The sequence below is a fragment of the Herpetosiphon geysericola genome, assembly GCF_001306135.1.
GTDB lineage: Bacteria > Chloroflexota > Chloroflexia > Chloroflexales > Herpetosiphonaceae > Herpetosiphon > Herpetosiphon geysericola.
On the sequence record NZ_LGKP01000025.1, the window covers coordinates 490,355 to 513,053 of the forward strand.

General features: G+C 49.9%; 14 protein-coding genes. 10 read left to right on the forward strand and 4 right to left on the reverse strand.

Features of this window, described 5'->3' with window-relative positions:
• Positions 1 to 111 precede the first annotated feature (111 nt).
• From SE18_RS17795 to SE18_RS27235, 9 genes are all read left to right on the forward strand, one after another.
• Positions 112 to 2,328, forward strand: a complete 2,217-nt coding sequence (locus tag SE18_RS17795; protein WP_054535804.1) for an alpha-amylase family glycosyl hydrolase — start codon at positions 112 to 114, stop codon at positions 2,326 to 2,328.
• Positions 2,329 to 2,801: 473 nt separating this feature from the next.
• Entirely contained in the window at positions 2,802 to 4,298 is a 1,497-nt protein-coding gene (locus tag SE18_RS17800) for an aldehyde dehydrogenase family protein (RefSeq protein WP_054535805.1), read from the forward strand.
• Positions 4,299 to 4,483: 185 nt separating this feature from the next.
• Complete coding sequence (locus SE18_RS17805) at positions 4,484 to 7,030, forward strand: flippase activity-associated protein Agl23 (protein ID WP_054535806.1); 2,547 nt, start codon at positions 4,484 to 4,486, stop codon at positions 7,028 to 7,030.
• Positions 7,031 to 7,073: 43 nt separating this feature from the next.
• Positions 7,074 to 10,589 (forward strand): flippase activity-associated protein Agl23, encoded by a 3,516-nt coding sequence (locus SE18_RS17810; protein ID WP_054535807.1) that lies wholly within the window; start codon positions 7,074 to 7,076, stop codon positions 10,587 to 10,589.
• A 131-nt stretch (positions 10,590 to 10,720) separates the two neighbouring features.
• Entirely contained in the window at positions 10,721 to 11,122 is a 402-nt protein-coding gene (locus tag SE18_RS17815) for a hypothetical protein (RefSeq protein WP_054535808.1), read from the forward strand.
• A gap of 45 nt (positions 11,123 to 11,167) precedes the next feature.
• A complete protein-coding gene (locus tag SE18_RS17820) occupies positions 11,168 to 11,917 on the forward strand; it encodes a hypothetical protein (RefSeq protein ID WP_054535809.1) in 750 nt (249 codons plus the stop codon).
• An 81-nt stretch (positions 11,918 to 11,998) separates the two neighbouring features.
• Positions 11,999 to 12,298 (forward strand): CsbD family protein, encoded by a 300-nt coding sequence (locus SE18_RS17825; RefSeq protein WP_054535810.1) that lies wholly within the window; start codon positions 11,999 to 12,001, stop codon positions 12,296 to 12,298.
• 152 nt (positions 12,299 to 12,450) lie between these two features.
• Positions 12,451 to 13,500, forward strand: coding sequence for a hypothetical protein (locus tag SE18_RS17830; RefSeq protein WP_054535811.1), 1,050 nt, complete (start codon positions 12,451 to 12,453; stop codon positions 13,498 to 13,500).
• Positions 13,501 to 13,866: 366 nt separating this feature from the next.
• Positions 13,867 to 14,325 carry a hypothetical protein gene (locus SE18_RS27235; protein ID WP_054535812.1) on the forward strand — a complete coding sequence of 153 codons (459 nt, stop codon included), beginning with the start codon at positions 13,867 to 13,869 and terminating at the stop codon, positions 14,323 to 14,325.
• 57 nt (positions 14,326 to 14,382) lie between these two features.
• Here the strand turns inward: SE18_RS27235 and SE18_RS17840 are convergent, their stop codons facing one another.
• The 4 genes from SE18_RS17840 to SE18_RS27570 form a co-directional block, all read right to left on the reverse strand.
• Positions 14,383 to 15,339 (reverse strand): hypothetical protein, encoded by a 957-nt coding sequence (locus SE18_RS17840; protein WP_054535813.1) that lies wholly within the window; start codon positions 15,337 to 15,339, stop codon positions 14,383 to 14,385.
• A gap of 33 nt (positions 15,340 to 15,372) precedes the next feature.
• The gene (dnaE, locus tag SE18_RS17845; protein WP_054535814.1) at positions 15,373 to 19,278 is read right to left on the reverse strand and encodes a DNA polymerase III subunit alpha; all 3,906 of its coding nucleotides are present in this window, start codon (positions 19,276 to 19,278) and stop codon (positions 15,373 to 15,375) included.
• A gap of 535 nt (positions 19,279 to 19,813) precedes the next feature.
• Positions 19,814 to 20,656, reverse strand: a complete 843-nt coding sequence (locus tag SE18_RS17850) for a phosphatidate cytidylyltransferase (protein WP_201783509.1) — start codon at positions 20,654 to 20,656, stop codon at positions 19,814 to 19,816.
• A 54-nt stretch (positions 20,657 to 20,710) separates the two neighbouring features.
• Positions 20,711 to 21,184: a DinB family protein gene (locus SE18_RS27570; protein WP_054535815.1), complete on the reverse strand. Its 474-nt coding sequence runs from the start codon at positions 21,182 to 21,184 to the stop codon at positions 20,711 to 20,713.
• A 165-nt stretch (positions 21,185 to 21,349) separates the two neighbouring features.
• Here SE18_RS27570 and SE18_RS17860 point away from each other — a divergent pair, with 165 nt between their 5' ends.
• A complete protein-coding gene (locus SE18_RS17860) occupies positions 21,350 to 22,636 on the forward strand; it encodes an MFS transporter (RefSeq protein ID WP_054535816.1) in 1,287 nt (428 codons plus the stop codon).
• The last annotated feature ends 63 nt before the right edge of the window (positions 22,637 to 22,699 follow it).

A 22,699-nucleotide genomic window follows, 5' to 3' on the forward strand; every position in this document is an offset into this window, starting at 1 on the left:
AACCTGTCAAGCCAGCCATAAAAGCTTGATGAAAACTCTCAACTTGCGCCAAGCTGTGGTATGCTGCGCAAAATGACGAGCTGCAATTGCCCAATTAGTGCGAGCTGTTGTATGTATTACGAATATCAACATGAGCAAAATCTGATTGTTATGACCGCCGAAATGGAGCTTGGTTTTTCAACCTCAACTGGAATGCTGACGTTGCTGCGGCGCCCCAACCAAGCCAACATTTTGAATATTGGTAGCGTAGGGATGTCGGTCGATGTGCAATTAGCCGACGGTTGGGTCAGCGAAACCCATTTCCCCCGCTATCTCAGCCATCATGGCCGCGAAGTGAATGGCGTAACTGAGTTGACGATTAACATTGGCTTGGGTTTTTTGCGCATCAGCGATACCTTGCAAATTACCGGAACCTTGATTCGGCGCTCGGTCGCGGTAACCAACAGCGGCGGCAACGAGGCCCGCATGCATTGGGTGCGGCTCAGTTGGCCGTATGCGCGGGTTGGTAGCTATAGCGAGGCCCGTTTTGAAGCGCCAAGCAATAGTTTTCGCCCGCGCTTGGATATTGCGGCGGTTTCAAAATTACGCCGTGGCACCTTGCCAGGCCAAGCAATTGCTCCAGCAATTCGGCGCGGACGCTTATTTGAAAATGCGCCTGATCGTGGGCCTGGCTTGTTGGCCTTGCACAGCACCAGCGAAAGCGATAATTTGCTGTGTTGGTATTGGAGCAGAGATCAATCGGCATGGCCTGATATCGATGGCAATGATTTGGGATTAACTGTTGGCCACGAATTGGAAATTGCAGGCTGGCTGGCTCCCGATGCCACGCTGAGCGGCGGCACCCAATATTGTATGTTGGTGCAGGGCAATTGGTACGATGCGATGCATGCTTTTCACAACACCTGGCCTGTGCTTGGCGTGCGTAGCGTGCCTGATGTGCCCGATTGGGTTTGTGCGGCCAATATCTTTGAAACTCACGTTGGCTTGTGGGGTGGCTTTGCCCAATTTACCCAAGAGCTCGCTCGTTTGCACGAATTGGGCTTCGATACGATCAACCTCATGCCAATTTGGCGCTACAACAATCTTTCGAGCAAGCCATGGGATATGAATTGGCAGGCCGCCGGCTCGCCCTATGCAATCGAAGATTTTGAGCAACTTGAGCCAACCTTGGGCACGGAAGCAGAATTCAAGGCGCTGGTCGATCAAGCCCATGCCTTGGGTATGCGCGTGCTCTGCGATTTGGTGGTGCAGGGCTGTTCGCGTACTGCGCGCTATGTCCAAGAGCGGCCTGGCTGGTTTTGCCGCGATGAGCGTGGGCGTTTGGTTTCATCGCACGGCTGGAACGATACCTACAGCTTCGATTGGGCCAATCCTGAGGTGCAAGATTTTTATGTGGATTGGACGACGCGCTTCGCCCAAACCTATCAGATTGATGGCTGGCGAGTTGATGCGCCGCACCGTAAGGAGCCAAATTGGGATCGCCGTTTGGAGCGCATGGCTGCAAGCACCTCGTTTGGCGTATTGACGATTGTTGAGCGCATGCGCCAGGCTTTGCGCCAAATCAATCCCCAAGCTGCCTTATTATGCGAATTGTATGGCCCATTGTTCCCAACCAACCACGATTTTGCCTATGATTATTTGGCCCACTTGATGTTTTTCCATGCTGGCTTGGGTGTGCTCTCGCCCTATGAGCTTGGCGAGTGGCTCGAAGATCACTTTTTGGCCTTGCCCAAGGGCGCAATTCGGGTTTGTTTTACTGAAACCCACGATACCCGCGATGTTAACCCGATTGCCGATGCAGTGCGTGGCTCACGGCTAGCACGGTTGCTGATGATTGGGATGGTTGGCTGTGGCTTTGTGCCAATGCTCTGGACGGGCCAAGAAGTTGGTCAAGAAGCGTGGATCAAACAAGTGTTCAGTATTCGCGCCAACTACCCGATTTTGCGCCATGGCAAGCAATTGTTTAATGTGATGCCCTGCGATGTGCCTTCGGTTTGGAGCGTGCTGCGGGTGTGGCACGAAGAACGGTTGGCGGTGGTGTTGAATATGGGGCCGCATCGGCGCACCGCAACCCTGAGCATGCCCGTTGATCGCATGCAGATGGCCGAAGGCGAGTATCATTTGTTCGATTTAGTGCGCGAGCAAGTGCTGGAATACGCTGGTCGGCGCAGCTGGCGACGAGATGATCTGCTGAATTTGACCTTGATTTTAGAGCCATTCGATAGCTTGATGCTGCATATTCGGCCTGGTTCGCCGCCAGATCCTGCTGCTGCCAAGGCTGAGCCAGCCGCAGCCCCACCAACCACCACGCGGCGGAAAAAAGCCTAGAGCAAAGAGCATAGAACAAAGAGCATAGAACATAATAATTGGGAAACTGAAACCGCGAAGAACGCGAAATGGGGATTTTTTAACGCAGAGGCGCAGAGTGAACGAAGGATGAATTATGAATTATGAAGGATTGAGTTATTGGCTATCGGATCATTATTCGTGCAATTCGTGCAATTCGTGGCTAAAACAGCCTTCGTGCTCTTCGTGTTCTTCGTGGTTAAAAAAGCTCTGCGCCTCTACGTTAAATGCTTATCGATGAAAATTCAACCAATCTCCACTAGCCAAAAGCCAATTCCCCCTTCGGGCTCTTCGTGCGCTTCGTGGTTAAAAATAATTATGTCTCGTTTTTAGCCACAGATTGATATTCCTGATAGCCAACAGTCAATCGCCTGTAGCCCTCCTTTATACCTCATACCTTTAAGCTTGTATGGTAAGATAAGGCAAGATTTGATTTTACTTCACGGAGGACAACGATGTCGGATCATAAGGTGTACTATAACTACATTGGCGGCGAGTGGGTGCCAGCGCGTTCGGGCAAGACCTACGAGAACCGCAACCCCGCCGATACCCGCGATGTGATTGGCATCTTCCCCGACTCTGGTGCTGAGGATATTGCCGATGCGGTTGCTGCCGCCAAGGAAGCCTACAATGCATGGCGGCTCGTGCCAGCGCCTAAGCGCGGTGAGTTGCTCTATCGGGCTTCGCAAATTCTTCAAGAACGCAAAGAGCAATATGCCAACGATATGACCCGTGAAATGGGCAAGGTTTTGGCTGAAACTCGTGGCGATGTGCAAGAAGCCATCGACATGGGCTATTTTATGGCTGGCGAAGGCCGCCGTTTGTATGGCGTAACCACGCCCTCGGAATTGCCCAATAAATTCCAGATGAGTGTGCGCCAACCCTTGGGCGTGTGTGGCTTGATTACGCCATGGAACTTCCCAATGGCCATCCCATCGTGGAAGATTTTTCCAGCGTTGATCTGCGGTAACACTGTGGTGATTAAGCCTGCTGAAGATACTCCGCTCTCAACCTACAATTTTGTGCAAGCCTTGGTTGATGCAGGCGTGCCCAAGGGCGTGGTCAATATCGTTTCGGGCCATGGCCCAACTGCTGGCGAGCCATTGGTGCAACATCCCGATGTAAAGGTGATTTCGTTCACTGGCTCGACCGAAGTTGGCCGCCACGTCTCAACTTTGTGCGCGCAACAAGGCAAGCATGTTTCGCTCGAAATGGGCGGCAAAAACCCCATGATCATCATGGACGATGCTGATCTTGATTTGGTGTTGGCTGGCGCGGTTTGGGGTGCGTTTGGCACGACTGGCCAACGCTGTACCGCGACCTCGCGGATTATTGCCCATCGCTCAATTGTTGATGAACTGACCAGCCGTATTCAAGCAGAAGCCAAAACCATTCAAGTGGGCAATGGCTTACTCGATGGCATGCAAATGGGGCCATCAATCAACGAAGGTCAACTGAGCGTCGTTGAAAAATACGTCAAAATTGGCCGTGAAGAAGGCGCTGAATTGGTGCTTGGTGGCGAACGCCTGACCGATGGCGATTTGAGCCATGGCTTCTTCCACCAGCCAACGATTTTTGGCAATGTCAAACGCAACATGCGCATCGCTCAAGAGGAAATTTTCGGGCCTGTGGTTTCGATCATCCCCGTCGATAGCCTTGAAGAAGCGATTGATGTAGCCAACGATGTGCCTTATGGCTTGTCATCGTCGATTTACACCCGCAATGTCAACAATGCCTTCATTGCCATGCGCGATCTCTACACTGGGATTGTCTATGTCAATGCGCCAACCATCGGGGCCGAAATTCACCTGCCCTTCGGTGGCACCAAAGGCACGGGCAACGGCAAGCGCGAAGGCGGCACGCAGGTGCTCGATACCTACAGCGAATGGAAATCGTTGTATGTCGATTACAGCGGTGGCTTGCAACGCGCCCAAATCGATAATGCCGAATAATACTAATTTCAAGCGTGAGCCAGCTCTTTGGTTGGCTCGCGCTTGGATGCTTGTTGGCGTTAAGACTTTGTTTCTTGTCACTCCCCCCTCGTTCGAGTACAATACCAAAAAATTCTGTCACATTTCGTTGTCTCAACGAGCAGCGCTGCTCCAACCCCTTTGCAACGACACGAGAACACATACTTATGATCGCAACATCTTCACGACAGGTAGCCGTGCCACGCACACAACGTCGCCGCTTCACGGTTGAACATCTGGCCTATATTGGCCTTGGCTTGCTCTCGGTGCTTATGCATCTGTGGGCGCTTGGCGGTCGCTCGTTGCACCACGATGAAACGATTCATGCGTACTACTCGTGGTTGCTCTATCGCGGCGATGGCTATTTGCACGATCCGTTGACCCACGGGCCGTTTTTGTATTATTGGACAGCCTTGCAATACTTTTTGTTTGGCGACAATGAGTTTACTGCCCGTTTGGCCGCCGCGACCTTTGGCATAGCCCTCACATTAACGCCGTGGCTGCTGCGCAAAAATATTGGGCGCGGCACGGCCTTGATGATGGTCGGCTACCTATTAATTTCGCCAGTAACCTTGTATGTCGGGCGCTTTATTCGCCATGATATTTTTGCAGTTACCCAAGAAATTATCTGTCTGATTGCGATCGTTCGCTATATCTCCACCCGCCATGTGCGCTGGATTTATATTTTCTTTGCCTCGTTTGCCTTGATGTTTGTGACGATTGAGACATCGTATCTGTTTACTTTGACCCTTGGTAGCTTTATTGTCTTGGTCACGCTGTGGCAGGTCAATCGCAAGCTCTTAATTCTGTTTGGAGTTTATGGCTTATTGGCGGTGGCCTGTCTCAAGGGCATCCCTGATCATCGCGGCCTTGTGGTTTCGGGTAGTGGCAATCCTGCTCCAGTGCTCGATGCCAATGGTCAAGAGCAATGGTTGCCGCTGCCGTTGGTTACCGAAAGCCAAGCCTTGATTGTGCGTAACCAAGGCGATGATCTGTTTTTTGACGATACCGCCAATGGTGGTTTTCGCCAAGGCTACTTCTCGAAATTACGCGAAACCTTGTTTGGGGTAAGCGCTGCCGAAGCTCAGGCTAACCCCAGTCGGCTCTATCACCAAGTCAAAAATCAAACCCTGTATGGCAATAATGGTGTGTTTATGCACATGCCAATTACGGCCTTGACCATTCTCACAGTGGTCTTTTTGATCGCGGTGATTGTGATTATTTGGTTTTACAAGGGTAAAGATCAAACCCAAACCATGTGGAAACGCGCCGTTAGCCAAGCTCCAGAACGTAGTTTGCTGCCAGCCTTGGATTCACTCTGGGGTATGCACGGCGCTTTGGCGGTGGTCTTGGGCTTGGTGATTTACGCCGCTTTCTTCACCTCGTTTGGGGTGCATCCTGTTGGAGTGATGTCGGGGATTGCTGGATCGCTGCTGTATTGGGTGGCACAACACGATGTTGAGCGTGGTGGTCAGCCCAGCCATTATTACTTTGTGCAATTGCTGGTGTATGAGCCATTGTTGTTGTTTGCTGGCTTTGCGGCCACGCTTGCAGGCATTGGCCACTTGGTCGTGCAAATCAAGCGCGGTGCTGCCTTGACTGCGCAGCGCATGGCTCCTGGCTTGCTGGCGTGGTGGGCGGCTGGCTCGTTTGCCCTTTATAGCTGGGCGGGCGAGAAAATGCCATGGATTACCTTGCACGTTGCTGTGCCGCTGATTTTTATTGCTGCTTGGGGCCTCGGGCGCGTGTTTGCCTGGGGCTTCCAGCCAATTCAACGGGCATGGCTGAGCAAAGAGTTGCCAACCCGTCGCACCGAATGGCTTGGCCTAGTGAGCTATTTGGCGGTGATTGGCCTGATTGCAAGCTACGCCGTGATGCAATTAACCAGAATGGTGCGTATTCAGCCGAATATTGCGCCAACTGGCAGCCCAGCCACGCCATTGTTCCTTGGTAGCATGATCTTGATTGTGCTGGCAATTACGGGCTTTTATAGTATGTTCCATGGCTGGCGCCGGGCAGTAACTGGCCTGACGTTGGCATTAACTATCATCTGGAGCATGTATTCATTCCGCTCGGCGTGGCGCTTGAATTACCAAAATGGCGATATTCCGGTTGAAATGCTGGTGTATGTACAAAGTTCGCCAGATGTTGGCCGCGTGATGGACGATTTACGCAAAATCTCAGTCGCTGAGACAGGCCGCATGGAATTGCCGATTATGTACGATAATGAGCAAATCTGGAAGTGGTATGTGCGCGAATATACCAAAGCAACGGGCTTTTCTGGCTCGATGAACAGCCCTGCCACGCCAGAAACTGCGGCAATTTTGATGATCGATAGCAATTGGACGACCAACCAAGCCAATGTCGAAGGCTTTCTTGAAGGCCGCTTCCCATTGCGCTGGTGGTTCCCTGAATCGCAATTCTATCGCTTTGCAGAGGTGCCTGAGCTTGATGCCAATGGTCAAACCATGCGCGATAGTAGCGGTGAGCAAGTGATGAAAGCCGCGCCATATGATCAAGATTCAACGATTGGGCGATTGATCCGCGATCCATTCGATGCTCCAACCCAAAATGAACTTTGGCGCTATTTGCTGTTCCGTCAGCCGCCAGGCCAACTTTCATCGGTTGATTTTAAAGTCTACGTTCGTCCGCGCTATGCCCATGTGTTGGGCGTGCAAACCCAAAATATGAATGGCCAATCGCAGGTGCGTTAGGCCGGTCTGTGTTTCCACTTTGTAACGAGATGATTTGTTGCTTATGACCACACCTGACTTAACCAAAAAGCGTCTGCGTCGCGCTCAGCCACTGCAAGTACGCCGTCGGCAGAGTTCATCATGGTTAGATCGTTCGATTGCCTTTGGCTGGCTGAATAGCGAGTTAATTGGCTATCTTGTGTTGATTGCGCTCAGTGTGTTTATGCACTTGTGGCAATTGGGCAATATGGCGATGCACCACGATGAATCAATTCATGCCAAATATAGCTGGCAGTTTTATATGGGCAAGGGCGGTTTTCAATGTGGCATCGACAATGCTGCCTCGGATACCTACTGCTATAACCCAGTTTTTCACGGCCCAACCCTGTATCTCAGCACCTATCTGAGCTACTTTTTGTTTGGGGCAAGCGATGCGACCGCGCGTTTGCCCATGGCCGTAGCTGGGATCGCCTTGGTTGCTTCGTGCTGGATGCTGCGGCCCTTGGTTGGCAAACGTGCAGCCTTGCTCAGCGCAGGCTTGATGGTGCTTTCGCCAACCTTGCTCTACTTCACCCGCTTTGCCCGCCACGATGCTTTAGCGATTCTGTTTACCTTCTGGCTGATGGTCGGCTTGTTCCGCTTTTGGCAAGAAGGCCGCAGCCGCTGGCTGAATTTGGCGATGGCAAGTTTGGCATTGCTCTGGGCAACCCACGAGTTGGTCTTTATCATTGGCTTTATCATCATTAGCTTCTTGGCTCAGCGCTGGCTATGGGAAGCGCTTGGCTCGAAAAAATTTGTGATTGCTTCAGGTATTTTGATGGCAATCACTGGGGTCTTGATGATCTTCCAACCCCATGTTTCGTTGCCAACTGCTGCCAACCAAACTGCCAATGAATTGAATTTTGGTGGCTTGGGCTTGATTGGCTTTTCAACCCTGCTGTTTGGCCAATTGGTTAGCCTGCGTTGGAGCGAAGCGCCGTTGTTCCGCCAAGGCTTGCGCTATGTGAACAAACGGGTCTTTTGGCAAGCATTTGCATCCTTTGCCGTAACCTTTATTGTGCTGTTTAGCACTTTCTTCACCTATCCACGCGGGATTATCGATGGCTTGTTTGCAGGCATAAGCTATTGGTTTGGCACCCAGCAAACCTATGCCCGCGGCGATCAACCATGGTTCTATTATTTCATGCAATTGGGCATTTACGAGCTATTGCCCGTGAGCTTGACCTTGGTTGGTTTAGGCGGTTGGCTGGCCAAAATTGGCTGGCGCAAGGCCGTTACCAATTCGAGCATTTGGGATGAAGCTGGCGAGGAAACCGCTAAGCCTGCTGCTGACGCAACGATTGCTGAAGCCGTAGCAGAGCCAGCAGTTGTCACAATTGAACCAATCAGCGATGGCGTGCCAGTTGGTGAAAATCCAGTTGTGGTTGCTGGCCAAACCTCGTATATGGCCCAAGCTGAGGCCGAAATTCGTGAAACCACGTTTGAAGAAACTGTGCCAGCAATTTGGCTGGGCTTTTTGTTCTACTGGTTTTTGATGGCGCTGACCCTGTTTTCGTGGGCAGGCGAAAAAATGCCTTGGCTGACGATTCACATGACCTTGCCAGCAGTCTTGGCCGGAGCATGGGCACTCGATAAAATCGTTGATCGTACCAATTGGGCCGAAACCAAACGCAGCATTGCATGGTTGGCAATTCCTTTGGGCAGCATCGCCTTTGCCCTAATTATTGCAATTATGGGGGCGATTGGCGCGGCGACTGGGGCAAGCCAACAAGTAATGAGCACCAGAGTTAGTGCCTTCTTGCTCGTGGTTTTGTTGCTGATTGTTGGCGTGTTGCTGTGGATGCTGATCCAACGAGCGCGCTTACGGGTGATTGCCGCCTGCGCCACCTTAGGGATTTTGGCCTTGCTGGGGCTGTATAGCCTGCGCTCAAGCGTGGTCGCAGCCTATATTCAACCAGATGTGCCAGTTGAATTTTTGGTCTATACCCAAACTGCGCCTGATATGCCAGTGATTGTGCGCGAAGCTGAGCGCTTGGCAATTAGCCAAACCCGCAACAGCCGCTCAATCGAAGACCCAACTGGCGGCCATACCATGAAAATTCTGATTAGCTCAGGCGATGAGTCAAGCCCAAGCCGCGAAGGTGGCTTGAATCAGCCGCTCGATTGGTATTTCCGCGATTGGACGAATATTCAGTGGGTCAGCAAGGGCCAAATCGCCACCCTCGACCAAACCATGCTCGATGCACCAATGGCGATTTTCTCTAAATCAAACTTGGCTGCTGATACCACCCAACGTATGGAACAAGCAGGCTATGTGCAGCTCTACGATACCTACCATAATTGGTGGTTCCCTGAGAGCAGCAGCGATGGCCTATCGAGCTACAAAGATAAACTCTACGATCCTGCCTATGGTTGTGATCCGGCCATGAAAGGCCAGCAGGATGTCAATGGGCGCTCGAAGTTTAATTGTACGCTCGGCGGTGCTTTCATCCTGACGTGGCCATTGCGGCCATCAAACTGGGTGACGATGCGTGAATATATGCTTTCGCGCGAGTTGCCCTCGACCGTTTCTTTGGGTGGCCGTGAGATTGTGGTCTTCGTCAAGCGCGATTTAGCCAACTTGCCAGTTGGCGAAGGCGGTGCTGTTGCAGGCACAGGTAGCACGCTCAAATTGGTGTCCGAAGGCCAATTGTTGGGCGACGAGCCAGCAGAACCACGGGGTATTACGACCGGCCCAGATGGCTCGGTCTATATCGCCGATGCACCCAATAATCGGATTTTGATCTATCAAACCGATAGCCAAACCAAGATTATTAGCGGCACCAATACTGGCGCATTGCTCGAACCATCAGGTGTAGCCGTCGATGAACAAGGCTTTGTCTATGTTGCTGATACCTGGAATGCGCGAATTGCCAAGTTTGATCCGCAAGGTAACTTCGTTACCAGCTGGGGCAGTGGCAGCGAAGAGCTGCAACCTGGCTCAGGCAAGCGCCTCACGCGCACTGGTGGCACGGTCGAAGGCAACAATGCCAATCCATTGGGCTTCTTTGGCCCACGCAACTTGGTCGTTAGTGGTGGGCGGGTCTATATCGCCGACACTGGCAATAAACGGGTTGTCGTGACCGACACCGATGGCAATTACCTCGGCCAAGTTGGCACTGCTGGCGCAGGCATCGGCCAATTCAACGAGCCAATTGGCTTGGGTACTGCCAACAACAGTTTGTATGTTGGCGATACCTGGAATGGCCGGATTCAGGTCTTCCCGCTTGATGCGAATGGCGTGCCTCAAGCAACACCAAGCGTGCAATGGCCGGTTGCTGGCTGGCAAACCGATACCTACCTCGACCCATTTATTGCGGTTGATACCCAAGGTCGGGTTGCGGCTGCGATTCCAAGCAAAAACCAAGTAGCCTTGTATGGGGCAACTGGTCAATTGTTGCTGGTTTGGGGTGGCCAAGGCAATGATGATGCCTCGACAGGCCAACCAAGTGGTATGGCATTCGCCCCCGATGGCAGTGTTTACGTGAGCGAAAAAGCCAATCGGCGGATTCAGCGCTGGGTCTTGCCCAAAGTTCGCTAAGTTAATCTGATTGGTATAAGCCCATGGTTTTGGCCATGGGCTTGTACATTTAACCAAGATGGCTATGCTACAATGGCGCTCTAGCCTCGTTTTGTTGATCTACTAGCGTTTTTCGTAGGTGAAGGTGTGTTATGACCCAGCCGCAAACCACATATGATCCCGACACTGATAGCCTGTTATTACGCTTGGCCTATGGTGATGAATGGTTGCAGTTCAATTTAAACGAATATGTGCAAGTAGAGACCGATCCCGAGTTGCAAATCTGCTATGCGCTGATGCTTAACGATTATTCTTTGTTGATTGCTCAAACCAAATATGGCCAGCGCTTTTTTCCCCTCGATGGCTTGCAAGTGCTGCACCAAGAGCAACAAGAACGACTGTTGGCATTACTTTTGAGCCAAGGCCTACAACCATTTTTGAGCGTTGCCGCCTACACGCCCTCATTGGTCGATACCGTACCCATGATCAGCATCCACGATTCAATTAGTTTCAATCAGGTTGAATGGCAATCGCGCTTCGAGCAATATCCTTAATCGGTCAAATGCAATGAATTAGCATAGAGAGAATGAAGAATGACGATGGATCTTTTTCAGGCTGCCCACCAGGCATTGAATCAACATAATTATCAGCTTGCCCAACACCATTTGATCACGCTTGTGCGTGCCAATCCCAGCCATGGTGAGGCATGGTGGCTGCTTGCCCAAACCTTTGATGATCCCCAGAAACGCCAAGATTGTTTGGATCGTGCGCAACGTAATGGGTATCAACCAGTAGCGCAAGTTATCGAGCCAGAATCGGTGATTTTGCCGTGGGAGCAAGCTGATGCCTGGGATAGCCCGCCAGCGCCAAACTTTTCTGCGGCAACAGTTGCTACCCCAACGCTGGCGAGTACTCTGCTGCCAAATCCAACTGCTTCTGGCGCAGCAAATGCATTTCAATTGCCAGCTGTGCTACCCTACCCACGCTTAAATCCTACCGATCTGAACCACATTGTTAAGCTTTTGAACAAACAGCCTGATCGTTCGCAACAAATTCAAGCAGTTATGGGCATGTTTCAATGCTCTGCTGAGCAAGCCGATCTGCTGCTACAAGGCGTCGTCTACCATCATCCACAGCTTTTGCGCCCTGCCAAAATTGACATGAGCCGCTTTGTGCTGGAACTGATTAGCGTCATTCTTGGGCTGGGCCTAGCCTTAATTGGTGGATTTTTGTTCTTTAATCCTGGCACTATTCGGCGCCGATGGCCAGTACGACTGTTTTTCATTGGCCTATTGATCGCCGTGACTGCTGGCTCGCGTATGGTTATGCTTACTCGTAATCCTAGCTAAATAATCGTGGCACAGCATTTGCTTTTATTCAAACATATGAAAGCCTGATAGTAGTTAGTAATGATAACAAAGGAGTTAGCAATGGGTAACTTAGGCGAACGGATTAAAGGTAAAGCTGAAGAAGTATATGGCGATGCTAAAGAACGTCTTGGCGATGCTTTAGATAACGAACAAATGCAGGCCGAAGGCCGCGCAACCGAACTCAAAGGCGAAGCCCGTCAAGAGGCCGCTAAAGCAGCCGAACGGCTCGGCGGTATGGCCGACGAAGCTAAAGGCAACCTCAAACAAGTTGCTGGCGATTTGCTCAACAATGAACAAATGCAAGCAGAAGGCGTAGCCGAAGAACTCAAAGGCGAAGCCCGCCGCAAAGCTAACCAATAGACCTATTGCTTTCCCCCTTATAGCAATAGCTCGCTTAACACCGCCAATTCATGGCGGTGTTAGGCTTTTAGGGTGATTTTTTGCCTAGTACCTGCCAAACTTGCCCAACTTGTGGCTCTAACAGGCGTAGAGTTTAACAAATGGAGGCATGTATGCAGCGTTTAATTGCCCGTTTAATGATCCTCATAATGCCAATTTGGCTGCTCCCAACAGCTTTACAAGCAAGCCCAAGTGCGCCACCTAAGCGCTTTATCGATCAGCCATGGCAGAATCTTTATTATACAAATTTGGTATGGGAAACAAGCGGCCAATGTGGTGGTATGTTTCGAGTTCAAACCACCAATTTATGTACCCACGGCCCCGATCCTGTGGAGCCACAATTGCCCAAAAGTTGGGCTGATGATTTAATGTATCCTAACAATCAAATACATGTGTCAATAGGTCAATCATCCCAATCTTGCCTTGATGATGGTACCAACCACTATCGAACGCAAGTATTGTACGTTCGAGCTAGCGATACCCAAGACAATAGCTCAATTATCGCGCCAGTCTTGCGAAAGCAGTTATTAGGCGTGGATAGTATTTATAACCAAAGTGCGCAACTAACTGGTGGTCAACGTCATATTCGTTGGCAACTCGATCACGCGTGCCAAATTGATGTGCAACATGTGGTGATTGCGCCTAGTGCCGATAACGATTTTGGCTCAACGATTGCCGCCGTTGCCGCCCAAGGGTTTAATCGCGCTGATCGCAAATATTTGATGTTTGTTGAGGCTCGTTATTACTGTGGCATTGCCACCGTGCAGCATGATACCCAGGCAAGTAGCGCCAATGCTAATAATCATACTGTTGCCTACGCCCGGATTGATGCAGGCTGTTGGAATGCGCGGGTGGTTGCCCACGAACATATGCATATGATTGGTGGCGTTCAGCCCAATGCCCCGAATACAAGCAGCAGTTGGCATTGTACCGATGAATGGGACATTATGTGCTACTCTGATGCACCATCGTATCCGGCATTAGTTATAGCCTGCCCTGAACATAGCATTCGCGATATTTTTGATTGTGGTCATGATGATTATTTTCATACCAATCCACCAGCCCAGAGCTACCTCGCCAAGCATTGGAATAGTGCCAATAGCCTGTTTTTGAGCCAACAAAGCCAATTTTGGCAGGTTTATCTCCCAGTTGTCAGCCATTGATAGGCGCGATTATGTGTGCCAGTCCTTGTTTGATATAGGAGTAGTATCAAGGTGTGGATTGTTTTCAAATACCGATGGAATATACCTTTCGGGCTATAGGCAGTTTGCTGATTAAGCCGTAGCCTTAGTTCAGTGATTTGCTTTCCCTATGGAGTGCCTATGTCGCCAATGGGTTACAACATTGAGCTTTGCAGCGTCTCACCCATTCGAAATTCAATTATGGATCTTGATAAAAAGCTGGATTATTTCGATTTAGGATGACGTGAAAACCTTTCCAAGCTCGACTGAATCGTCTAGCGATAGGCCATAGTGAAACGCTATTTATTTCTATTTTACCTAGCAGAATAGCCTTAGAAGGAGCCGTCCATGTCAGCCAACCCAACCACCGAATGGCGTTTCAAAATCTTGGTCGCTGGCCTTGTGATCATGTTTATGTTTGCAGGTTTGAGCCAAGCCAGCGGTAAAAGTGGCCCTATCGAAGGTGTCTATCCTGCGCCAATAACTGCGCCAATTGCCTTTGTTACGCGCACACCGAAGCCAACCCTTTTGCCAATTACCCGTACACCGAAGCCAACGCCGCGCAGTCCCTATCCAACGCCAATCGTAACCCGCACGCCAGAAGCAACCCGCACCGCAACCCGCACGCCAGAAGCAACGCGCACAGCAACCCGCACGCCATTGGCAACCCGCACGCCAGAAGCGACACGGACAGCAACCCGCACGCCATTGGCAACCCGCACCGCAACGCCAACCCGTGTGCCAGAACCAACTCGCACGCCGACCCGTGTGCCAGAACCAACGCGCACGCCTGCTCCTACACCTTAGCAAGGTTAAATACAAAATAGGGCGATCAATCGTGATCGCCCTGTTGCATATCTTTGCTTATATAGTTGATTGATCAAGCCAAGTTTTGGAATCTTCATCAAAATTAGGATCATCATAAAGACTCGGCATATGGCAGTCAATAATAAGATTATCCATTTGTTCTAAAAAATCTAAGCCTTCACGTGTAATGCTGTTAATATCTGTTTGACGATCTCGATTTGTATATCCTTGTCCATAAATTTTAGTCATATGTACTTGTGTAAACGATCTTAAGTCGAGGTTATCATTAAAATTTTTATATCTCGAATATAAATCATTTGTTGTTAGTGGATTTTCTTTTAATAATTCTAATATTTTATATACATTAATTTGATCTATAGATGTTTGTATAAATGGAAATACATTGAAATAACTATCAATGTTAGGATTCATTGCTATAGCATTCGGAACATTAATGAATTTCTCGTATTCTTTACCTTGAGTAATAATATACTGTTTACTTGATTTATTTGTAAGTTGAGCCATTGACATTAATGCTAAGTTTATTACATTTGCTCCTCCAGTAAGATTACACCAAATTTCTTTACCTTGTCGATTAGGAGCTGAAAAATGATATGTAACTCGTATAACCCGTTGGAGACATTCTTGGAAATTATTGATATTTAGCTTACACCAATATACTTTACGTTTTTCCTTAGGATCAAAACTTTTCCATATTTTTACTAATGCTTGTTCAATCTCAGTGCGAACATCACAAGGCGACGCATTGCCGATATAGTCAAATGCAGCCAATTTGCGTTCAACGACTTCGGGGCTGGAAAACAAAACTAATGCTTCAATAGAGCCTGCGTTTTTTTCTGAATGATTAATCCCACCACTATTTTTTAATAAACGTTGGATTGATTCTGGTGGATTGGGTTTGGTGCTCATTTGCAGAGCTTTTTCAATATAATCAACTGCACAGGTTACTGCTCCAACCGAACGTCCCACGCCCATAAAATGATAAACACCCATTCAATCCTCCAAACCAATGTAATTGCTTGGTTTTTAAAGTTGTTCGAGGACGGCGCTCTCTTGGCCAAGCATTGAGTAGAGGTTGCTGAGCAAGCCCTCTTGTGGGTTGATCCGATAGCTTGGTTCTAACATCACTTGGCCCATGGGGTTGGGCAGATAGATCGTAATAGGCTGATCGCCCTCGTAGCCACGCAACACCCGATCGATCTCTTGCATGCGCCGTATATCGGTTTCGTTGTTGCCTGATCGCGGCAAATAGATGTGCAAATGGAAGCGTGGCCCGCTGGCAATCGCAACGCTACTCGTATCTTCATGGCTGGCTGCTGGCGCGACGCTTACTTTGCGCCGAGGCCGTGGCACAATTGTAACCGCCGCTGAAGCTGCGGCTTCACTTTGGCTATTACCGTTGCCATTACCGTTGCCATTGGCATAATGACCATTGCTATTACTGTGTCCATTGCCGTTCGTGTGTCCATTGCTGGCAGCATAGCCATTGCCATTGGTCGGTGCAGAAACGCTTGCAGTGCTCATCGCTGGACGTACCTCAACATAGACATCATCATTGAAGGCTTCCTCTGGCAGTGGTGCGCCATCATCAAGATAGGCGGGCAGTTCGTCGATTGCGCTAACTGAGCGTCGAACTGCTACGCTTGGTGTAGCTGGCTTGCTGGCACTTTTTTGCTCAACATTGAAGGCACTCACCGATTCAATCATCAATTGGATTTCGTCGCGGCGATTATCGACTTTGGCAGTAATTTGCACAATTGCATCATCAACCAAGAATTCAGTATATTGCTCCAAGGTGCGGGGGAAGGCCACAAATTCGATTTCACCTTCTAAATCCTCGACCTTGCCCACCATCATTGAATCGCCTTTTTTGGTTTGAATGCGCTTGGTATTGTTGATCATCCCAATCAAACGTATCGCTGTGCCAATGTGTTTTTTACCGATCATGCCAAGGCTGATGCGGCCAGGATCGGGCGGCGCATTCTCCAAGGCTTGGGCCATTGGATGCTCAGAAATATACATGCCCAAGAGTTCTTTTTCCCAGTTGAGCAATTCGCGCTGCATTTCGAGTCCGCCGCTAATCGGCGGAAAAGGAATTGGCGCAATGGTTGGGGTGATCGATTGTTCGCCGCCGCCAAGCATATCAAAGAGGCTATTTTGGCCTGCTTCACGGGCTTTTTGGGTTTCATGGCCAGCACTAATCGCCCGATCAAGAATCGCAAGTTTCTGGTGGCGCGTGCCCGGCAACGAATCCATTGCCCCACATTTGATCAAACTTTCCATTACTCGCTTGTTGAGCACCCCGCGATCAACCCGCGCACAAAAATCTTCGATGCTGCTGAAGGGGCCGCTTTCATCGCGCACTTTCAAAATTGCTTGAATTGGGCCAATCCCAACGTTGCGAATTGCACTTAGCCCAAAGCGAATCCCACGATTGTATTTGATGCCCTCCGGCAAGGTTCCATTGATTTCAACAATCGTAAAACCTTCTTTGCTGCTGTTGACATCGGGCGGCGAGACGGCCACGCCCAAGCGCGAGGCTTCGGCAACGCTCTTGGCAACTTCGTCGATTTCGCCAGAAGCTGCCGAAAGGGTGGCGGTCATATATTCGGTTGGATAATTATTTTTGAGCCAAGCAGTCTGATACGACAGCAAGCCATACAGCGTCGAGTGCGGACGGTTGAACGAATAGCCAGCGAATGGCAGAATCAGTTCCCACAATTCGTCTGCTTGAGCTTGGGTCAATCCTTTGCGAATACAACCCTCTTTGAAACGCACCGAGTTTTCGGCCATCAACTCTTTGTTCTTCTTACTGATGGCTTTGATCACAATATAGGCTTCACCAAGCGTATATTCGGCAACTGCCTGGAGCAATTGCATAATTTGTTCTTGATAAACGATAACCCCATAGGTATCCTCAAGAATTGGCTTGAGAATTGGGTGAATATATTTGATCGCGTGGGGATTATTTTTGTTGTGAATATACACTGGAATTTGTTCCAGCGGGCCTGGCCGATACAGCGCCACCATACCGTACAAATCATCAACCCGCGTTGGCTTGAGTTGCACTAGGTAACGAGTCATGCCCGCCGATTCGAGCTGGAACACATCGACCGTTTCGCCACGGCCCAAGGCCTCGAAAGTTTTCTTATCTTCCAGCGGAATATCCGAGAGCCACATGGTTTTGCCAGTGGTTTGCTCGATCAGTTGCAAGGCTTCGGCGGCCACCGAAAGGTTGGTCAAGCCCAAAATATCCATTTTGAGCAAGCCCATTTTGGCGAGGGTTGGCCCTTCAAAAGCAGCCATCACGCCATGTTCGTCTTTGGTGGTGCGTTGCAAGGGCACCATATTTTCAAGCGGATGGCGACTAACGACGACCCCACAGGCATGGGTGCCGACACTCTTCATCCGGCCCTCAACCTTTTGCGCCCAATCCATCAACTCGCGCAATTTGGGGTCGGTATCATAAATTTGCTTGAGTTCAGGCACTTTATCGAGCGATTTGGCAATCGTCATGCCCACGGGCAAGGTTGGGATTAATTTAGCAACCCGATCGACCTCGCTCAGTGGAATATCGAGTACGCGGCCCATATCGCGCAGCGCTGCTTTGGCGCCCAGCGTACCATAAGTGATAATTTGGGCCACATTCTCGCGGCCATATTTGGTCGCAATATAATCGAGAATCTCGCCCCGCCGCGCATCGGCAAAGTCGGTGTCAATATCGGGCATTTCCAAGCGTTCGGGCGAGAGAAAGCGCTCGAATAGCAGCTTGTTTTGTACCGGATCAACGTCGGTAATGCCCAAACAGTAGAGAACCAACGACGCGCCAGCAGAACCCCGTGGCAGACAGGGAATCCCATTCGAGCGGGCAAATTTGACATAATCCCAAACGATCAACATATAATCGGGAAAGCCCGTTTGGTTGATCACGTCAAGCTCGTAGCTCAGCCGTTGCACATATTCTTCACTGGGATTGCCATTGCAACGTTTGATCAAGCCTTCTTCGCAAATCAGGCGCAAATAGGAAGCAGCATCGTGACCCTCGGGAATATCAAACTCGGGCAACTCGACCCGCCCAAAATCCAATTTCAAATTGCACATATCGGCGATGCGGCGAGTGTTTTCCATTGGCGCAGTGCCATAAATCTTATAGCGATCCCACATTTCGTCGCCAGACATAATGTGGTAGGTTTCATCCATTTGATAATTTTTCGAGCACAACTCTTGCAGCGTGAGGTTAAAGCCCATCGCCATCACCCGTGAGTGGGCTTCAAGGTCTTCGCGGCGCACAAAGTGGGTGTCGTTGGTTGCAACCAATGGCACATGCATCTCGTTGGCGATGCGCACCAGTTCCTCGTTAATTTCCACCAACTCAGGGGTATTATTGTGCAGTTGCAATTCGATGAAATAATTTTCAGGCCCAAATAAATCGCGGAACCAAGCCACTGTTTCAACAGCTTTTTGACGTTGCTTCGATTGGACGTTTTGAATAACTTCGCCAGCGATACACGACGAGGTAACGATTAACCCTTCATGATATTGTTCAAGCAACTGGCGATCGATGCGTGGGCGAGCGAAAATACCTTTACCCATGCCATCGAGATGCGAGCGCGAGGTCAATTTCACCAAATTGCGATAGCCAACCTCATTTTGGGCGATTAGCAGCAGGTGATAATAATTTTTACCGCCCTTCACCATCGGATCTTTATTCGAGTTGGGGGCGATATAAGCTTCCATGCCAATAATTGGCTTGACGTTGGCTTTTTTGGCGTTGGCATAAAACTCCATCGCGCCATACATCACGCCGTGGTCGGTTATGGCGATGCTATCCATCTGAAGTTCAGCGGCACGTTCGGCGATGGCTTTGGTTGTGGCATAACCATCAAGCAAGCTATACTCCGAGTGAACGTGAAGATGGACAAAATCTTTCATAACAAACCTCTTCTATAGCTAGGGTTGCCCATAGCGAAAGCCGCCCATAGATTGGCGGTAAAAAAGCAGAAAATGCTTTACACAAATGAAGCACGAAAGGTGGTTTTTAGGCCATCGCTATGGTAGAGAAAGCGCTTATTCTCAGCTTGGTGTGTCAAGGGAGCATGTAGTTTACTCAGAATTTGAGGTAAAAAAGCCCGTTTTGCTGGCTCCCGCTTCGTCTTTGCATTATACCATAGCTGCTTGTGGATAACTACGTGAATAAGCTGTGGATTAAAGGTGTAAAACATTATGTCGAGGTTTCTACCTGATCATAGCTAGTAGTTTTCACCTAGGCTGGGCCTAATAAAATCAGCCTTATCCAACGTCCTTGAGCTATACATTACATGCTTAATCATTGCATAATTTGGCTCAATGAATAGCCTTGGTTAGCACAAATATGTTGCAGAGCTACGGATAAAATGCAATATTTTGATTAAAAAACCCTGCTCCATATTTGGAACAGGGTTTTCAGAGTAGTTGCTCAGCCAAGTTGTTAGAGCCAAGCAGCCAGCAGGTAGTAGACCAACGGTGCGGTAAACAGCAGCGAATCGACTCGATCGAGCAAGCCGCCATGGCCTGGAATGAGGTTGCCCGAATCTTTGACTCCTGCTTGGCGCTTTAACAACGATTCGGCCAAATCGCCCAGCGTGCCGCCGCCAGCGCCAATTACGCCCAGAATAATCGCTTGAACTAAGGTCAATGGCATGCCTAAGAGCGCTACAATCCCAATGCCAGCAGCAATTGAGGCGATTGTGCCACCAACAAAGCCTTCCCAAGTTTTCTTGGGGCTAAGCAAGGGTGCCATTTTGTGCTTGCCAAAAGCGCGGCCTGCAAAATACGCGCCGGTATCCGAGGCCCAGGTTACGGCAAAGGTTGCATAGATCCAAGCAGCGCCGGTTTCGATGTTGAATGAGCTTAGTGGGCCGCCACTCAGGGTTGGGCTTGGATCAGCGCGGAGCAAGACGAAGTGGCTGAGCATGGCTCCTGCATAAATTGCGCTGCCCAAACTGGTTGCCCACGCATCGAGCGCGCCCGTGCGATCCTTGCGACTAATTTCATAGATCAAACTAGCCATTGCGCCAAGCGCCACAACCGCGCCAGTTAAATTGACGCTGGTACGTGGTTGGCCAACTGCTGCCGCGACAAAGGCCACGCCAAGGCCAATCGCTAATGGCAAGCGTGGATGATAGCCACCAGCTCGCAAAATCCGTTGAATTTCATAGATGCCGATGACCACGGCGATGGCGATCAGCGCGGTTGTCCACCAACCACCTAACCACACAATGATCAACACGACCGGAGCTAATACCAAAGCGCTTGCAATTCGCGTGCCCAACGTGGCCTCCTCTATGCGTTTAAAGGCTGAGAACGTTGGTTAGCATACCACGAATTAACGTCCCCAAAAATGATTCACAATATCTTGGTCAAAGGTTTTTTGGCCATAATCGTGCAAGATACGCAAGATTTGGACCCGATGGTCAGTAGCATGATTAGTAATTTGGATTAAAACCTGCCACCGGGCCAAATTAATCCCCGGCAAAATCTCAGCCAATTGCTCATCACGCAGCTGATCGACATAGCTGATTACGTTGCCACGCATCTCATTAAACACGTTGCGCACAGCATCAATCGTCGTATATTCCAAGGGATCGAGGTGGGGAGGACGCTGGCCAGATTGCAAGCCAGTGATCCAAGCCCGTTCGACGCTGGCAACATGCACCAAATGGTTGCGCAATGAGCCATGCGAATAAGGGTAATCGGCGCAAAATTGTTCGTTGCTCAAGCCCTCAATGCTTTGCCAAATCCGTTGATCAAAATCTGCGTTATAAGCCACCAAACTTTTGATAATTGTTAGTGCTTCCATCGTGTACCTCGGCACAAAATCAATCAGCCTCATCATAGCATACGTCATCTCAATTGTGAACATTTGTGCGGAATTATAACTCCTGCATGAGACCGATGGAAACGTTCTCGGAATCCATATAATGCATTGATCTATCATCGTTTTTGCAAAGCAGCTAGGCAGGTTATGGAGCAGCAGGAAATTGACGCGCACCTCCGGCATAATGTGGTGGTTAATGTTGCCGATGGCGCATTTTTTGGGGCCGCAACTGGCATTGCCTCGTTTGTGACGGTTATTCCATTGTTTATGCATACCTTGACCGATTCGGCGCTCTTACTTGGTTTAGTTTTGGCGATACGCTCAGTTGGTTGGCAGTTACCTCAATTATTGACGGCGCGGCGCGTGGCTTCGTTACGGCGCTATAAGCCAATGGTGCTGCTCATGACGATTAACGAGCGCCTGCCCTTTTTTGGCTTGGGCTTAATTGCTTGGTTTGCTGCTGATTTAGGCCGCGAATTGGCGCTCTGGTTGGCCTATAGTTTATTAATCTGGCAAGGCTTGGGTGGCGGCTTAACAGCGACCGCTTGGCAAACCATGATTGGCAAAATTATGCCACCCCGTTGGCGCGGCACATTCTTTGGCGTGCAATCTGCCGCCGCCAATCTTTTGGCGAGCATCGGCGCAGTTGGGTCGGGCATTATTTTGGATAAACTGCCCTCACCATTTGATTTTGCGCTGTGTTTTGGCATTTCGGGCATTGCGATGGTTATCTCGTGGTCGTTTTTGGCGACAACCAAAGAGCCAAGCCGCGAGCCAGAACATACTCATGGCAGCCAACGTGATTTTTGGGCCAGCATTGCCACTATTCTCAAACGCGACCACAATTTTCGCTGGTTTCTGGCGGCGCGCATTATCTCGCAGCTTGGTTTGATGGCAACGGCGTTTTTTACGGTCTACGCGGTAAAACGCTTTGAGTTGGATGACCAAACTGCTGGAATTATGACCGCGATCTATTTGATTACCCAAACCATCGCTAACCCAATTATGGGCTGGCTCGGCGATCGAATTGGCTATCGGCGGGTGATGGAAGTAGGCGCACTGTTGGCCTTAGCTGCTGGTTTGAGTGCTTGGTTAGCTCCAGCCTTGGGGTGGTTTTATCTAATTTTTGCGCTGGCTGGCATGGCGAATGTAGCTTTGTGGACGATAACTATGTCCATGACCTTGGAATTTGGCAGCCTCGCCGAGCGCCCAAGCTATATTGGCTTGGCCAATACCTTGGTTGCTCCGGCAACCTTAGTTGCGCCCTTAATTGGCGGTTGGCTGGCTGATACTGCTGGTTATAGCTATACCTTTGCGCTGGCTGCTGCTGGCGGTTTGCTGACGTGGCTGATTTTGCGGTTTGCAGTGCGCGACCCACAAACTGTCACGTATAGCGAAGCTCATGCCGAGCCACAAGTAGTTGTGGCTTCATAGGGCATTTATTTTTAACCACGAAGGACACGAAGTTTGGGTTCGTGGTTCTTCGTGTCCTTCGTG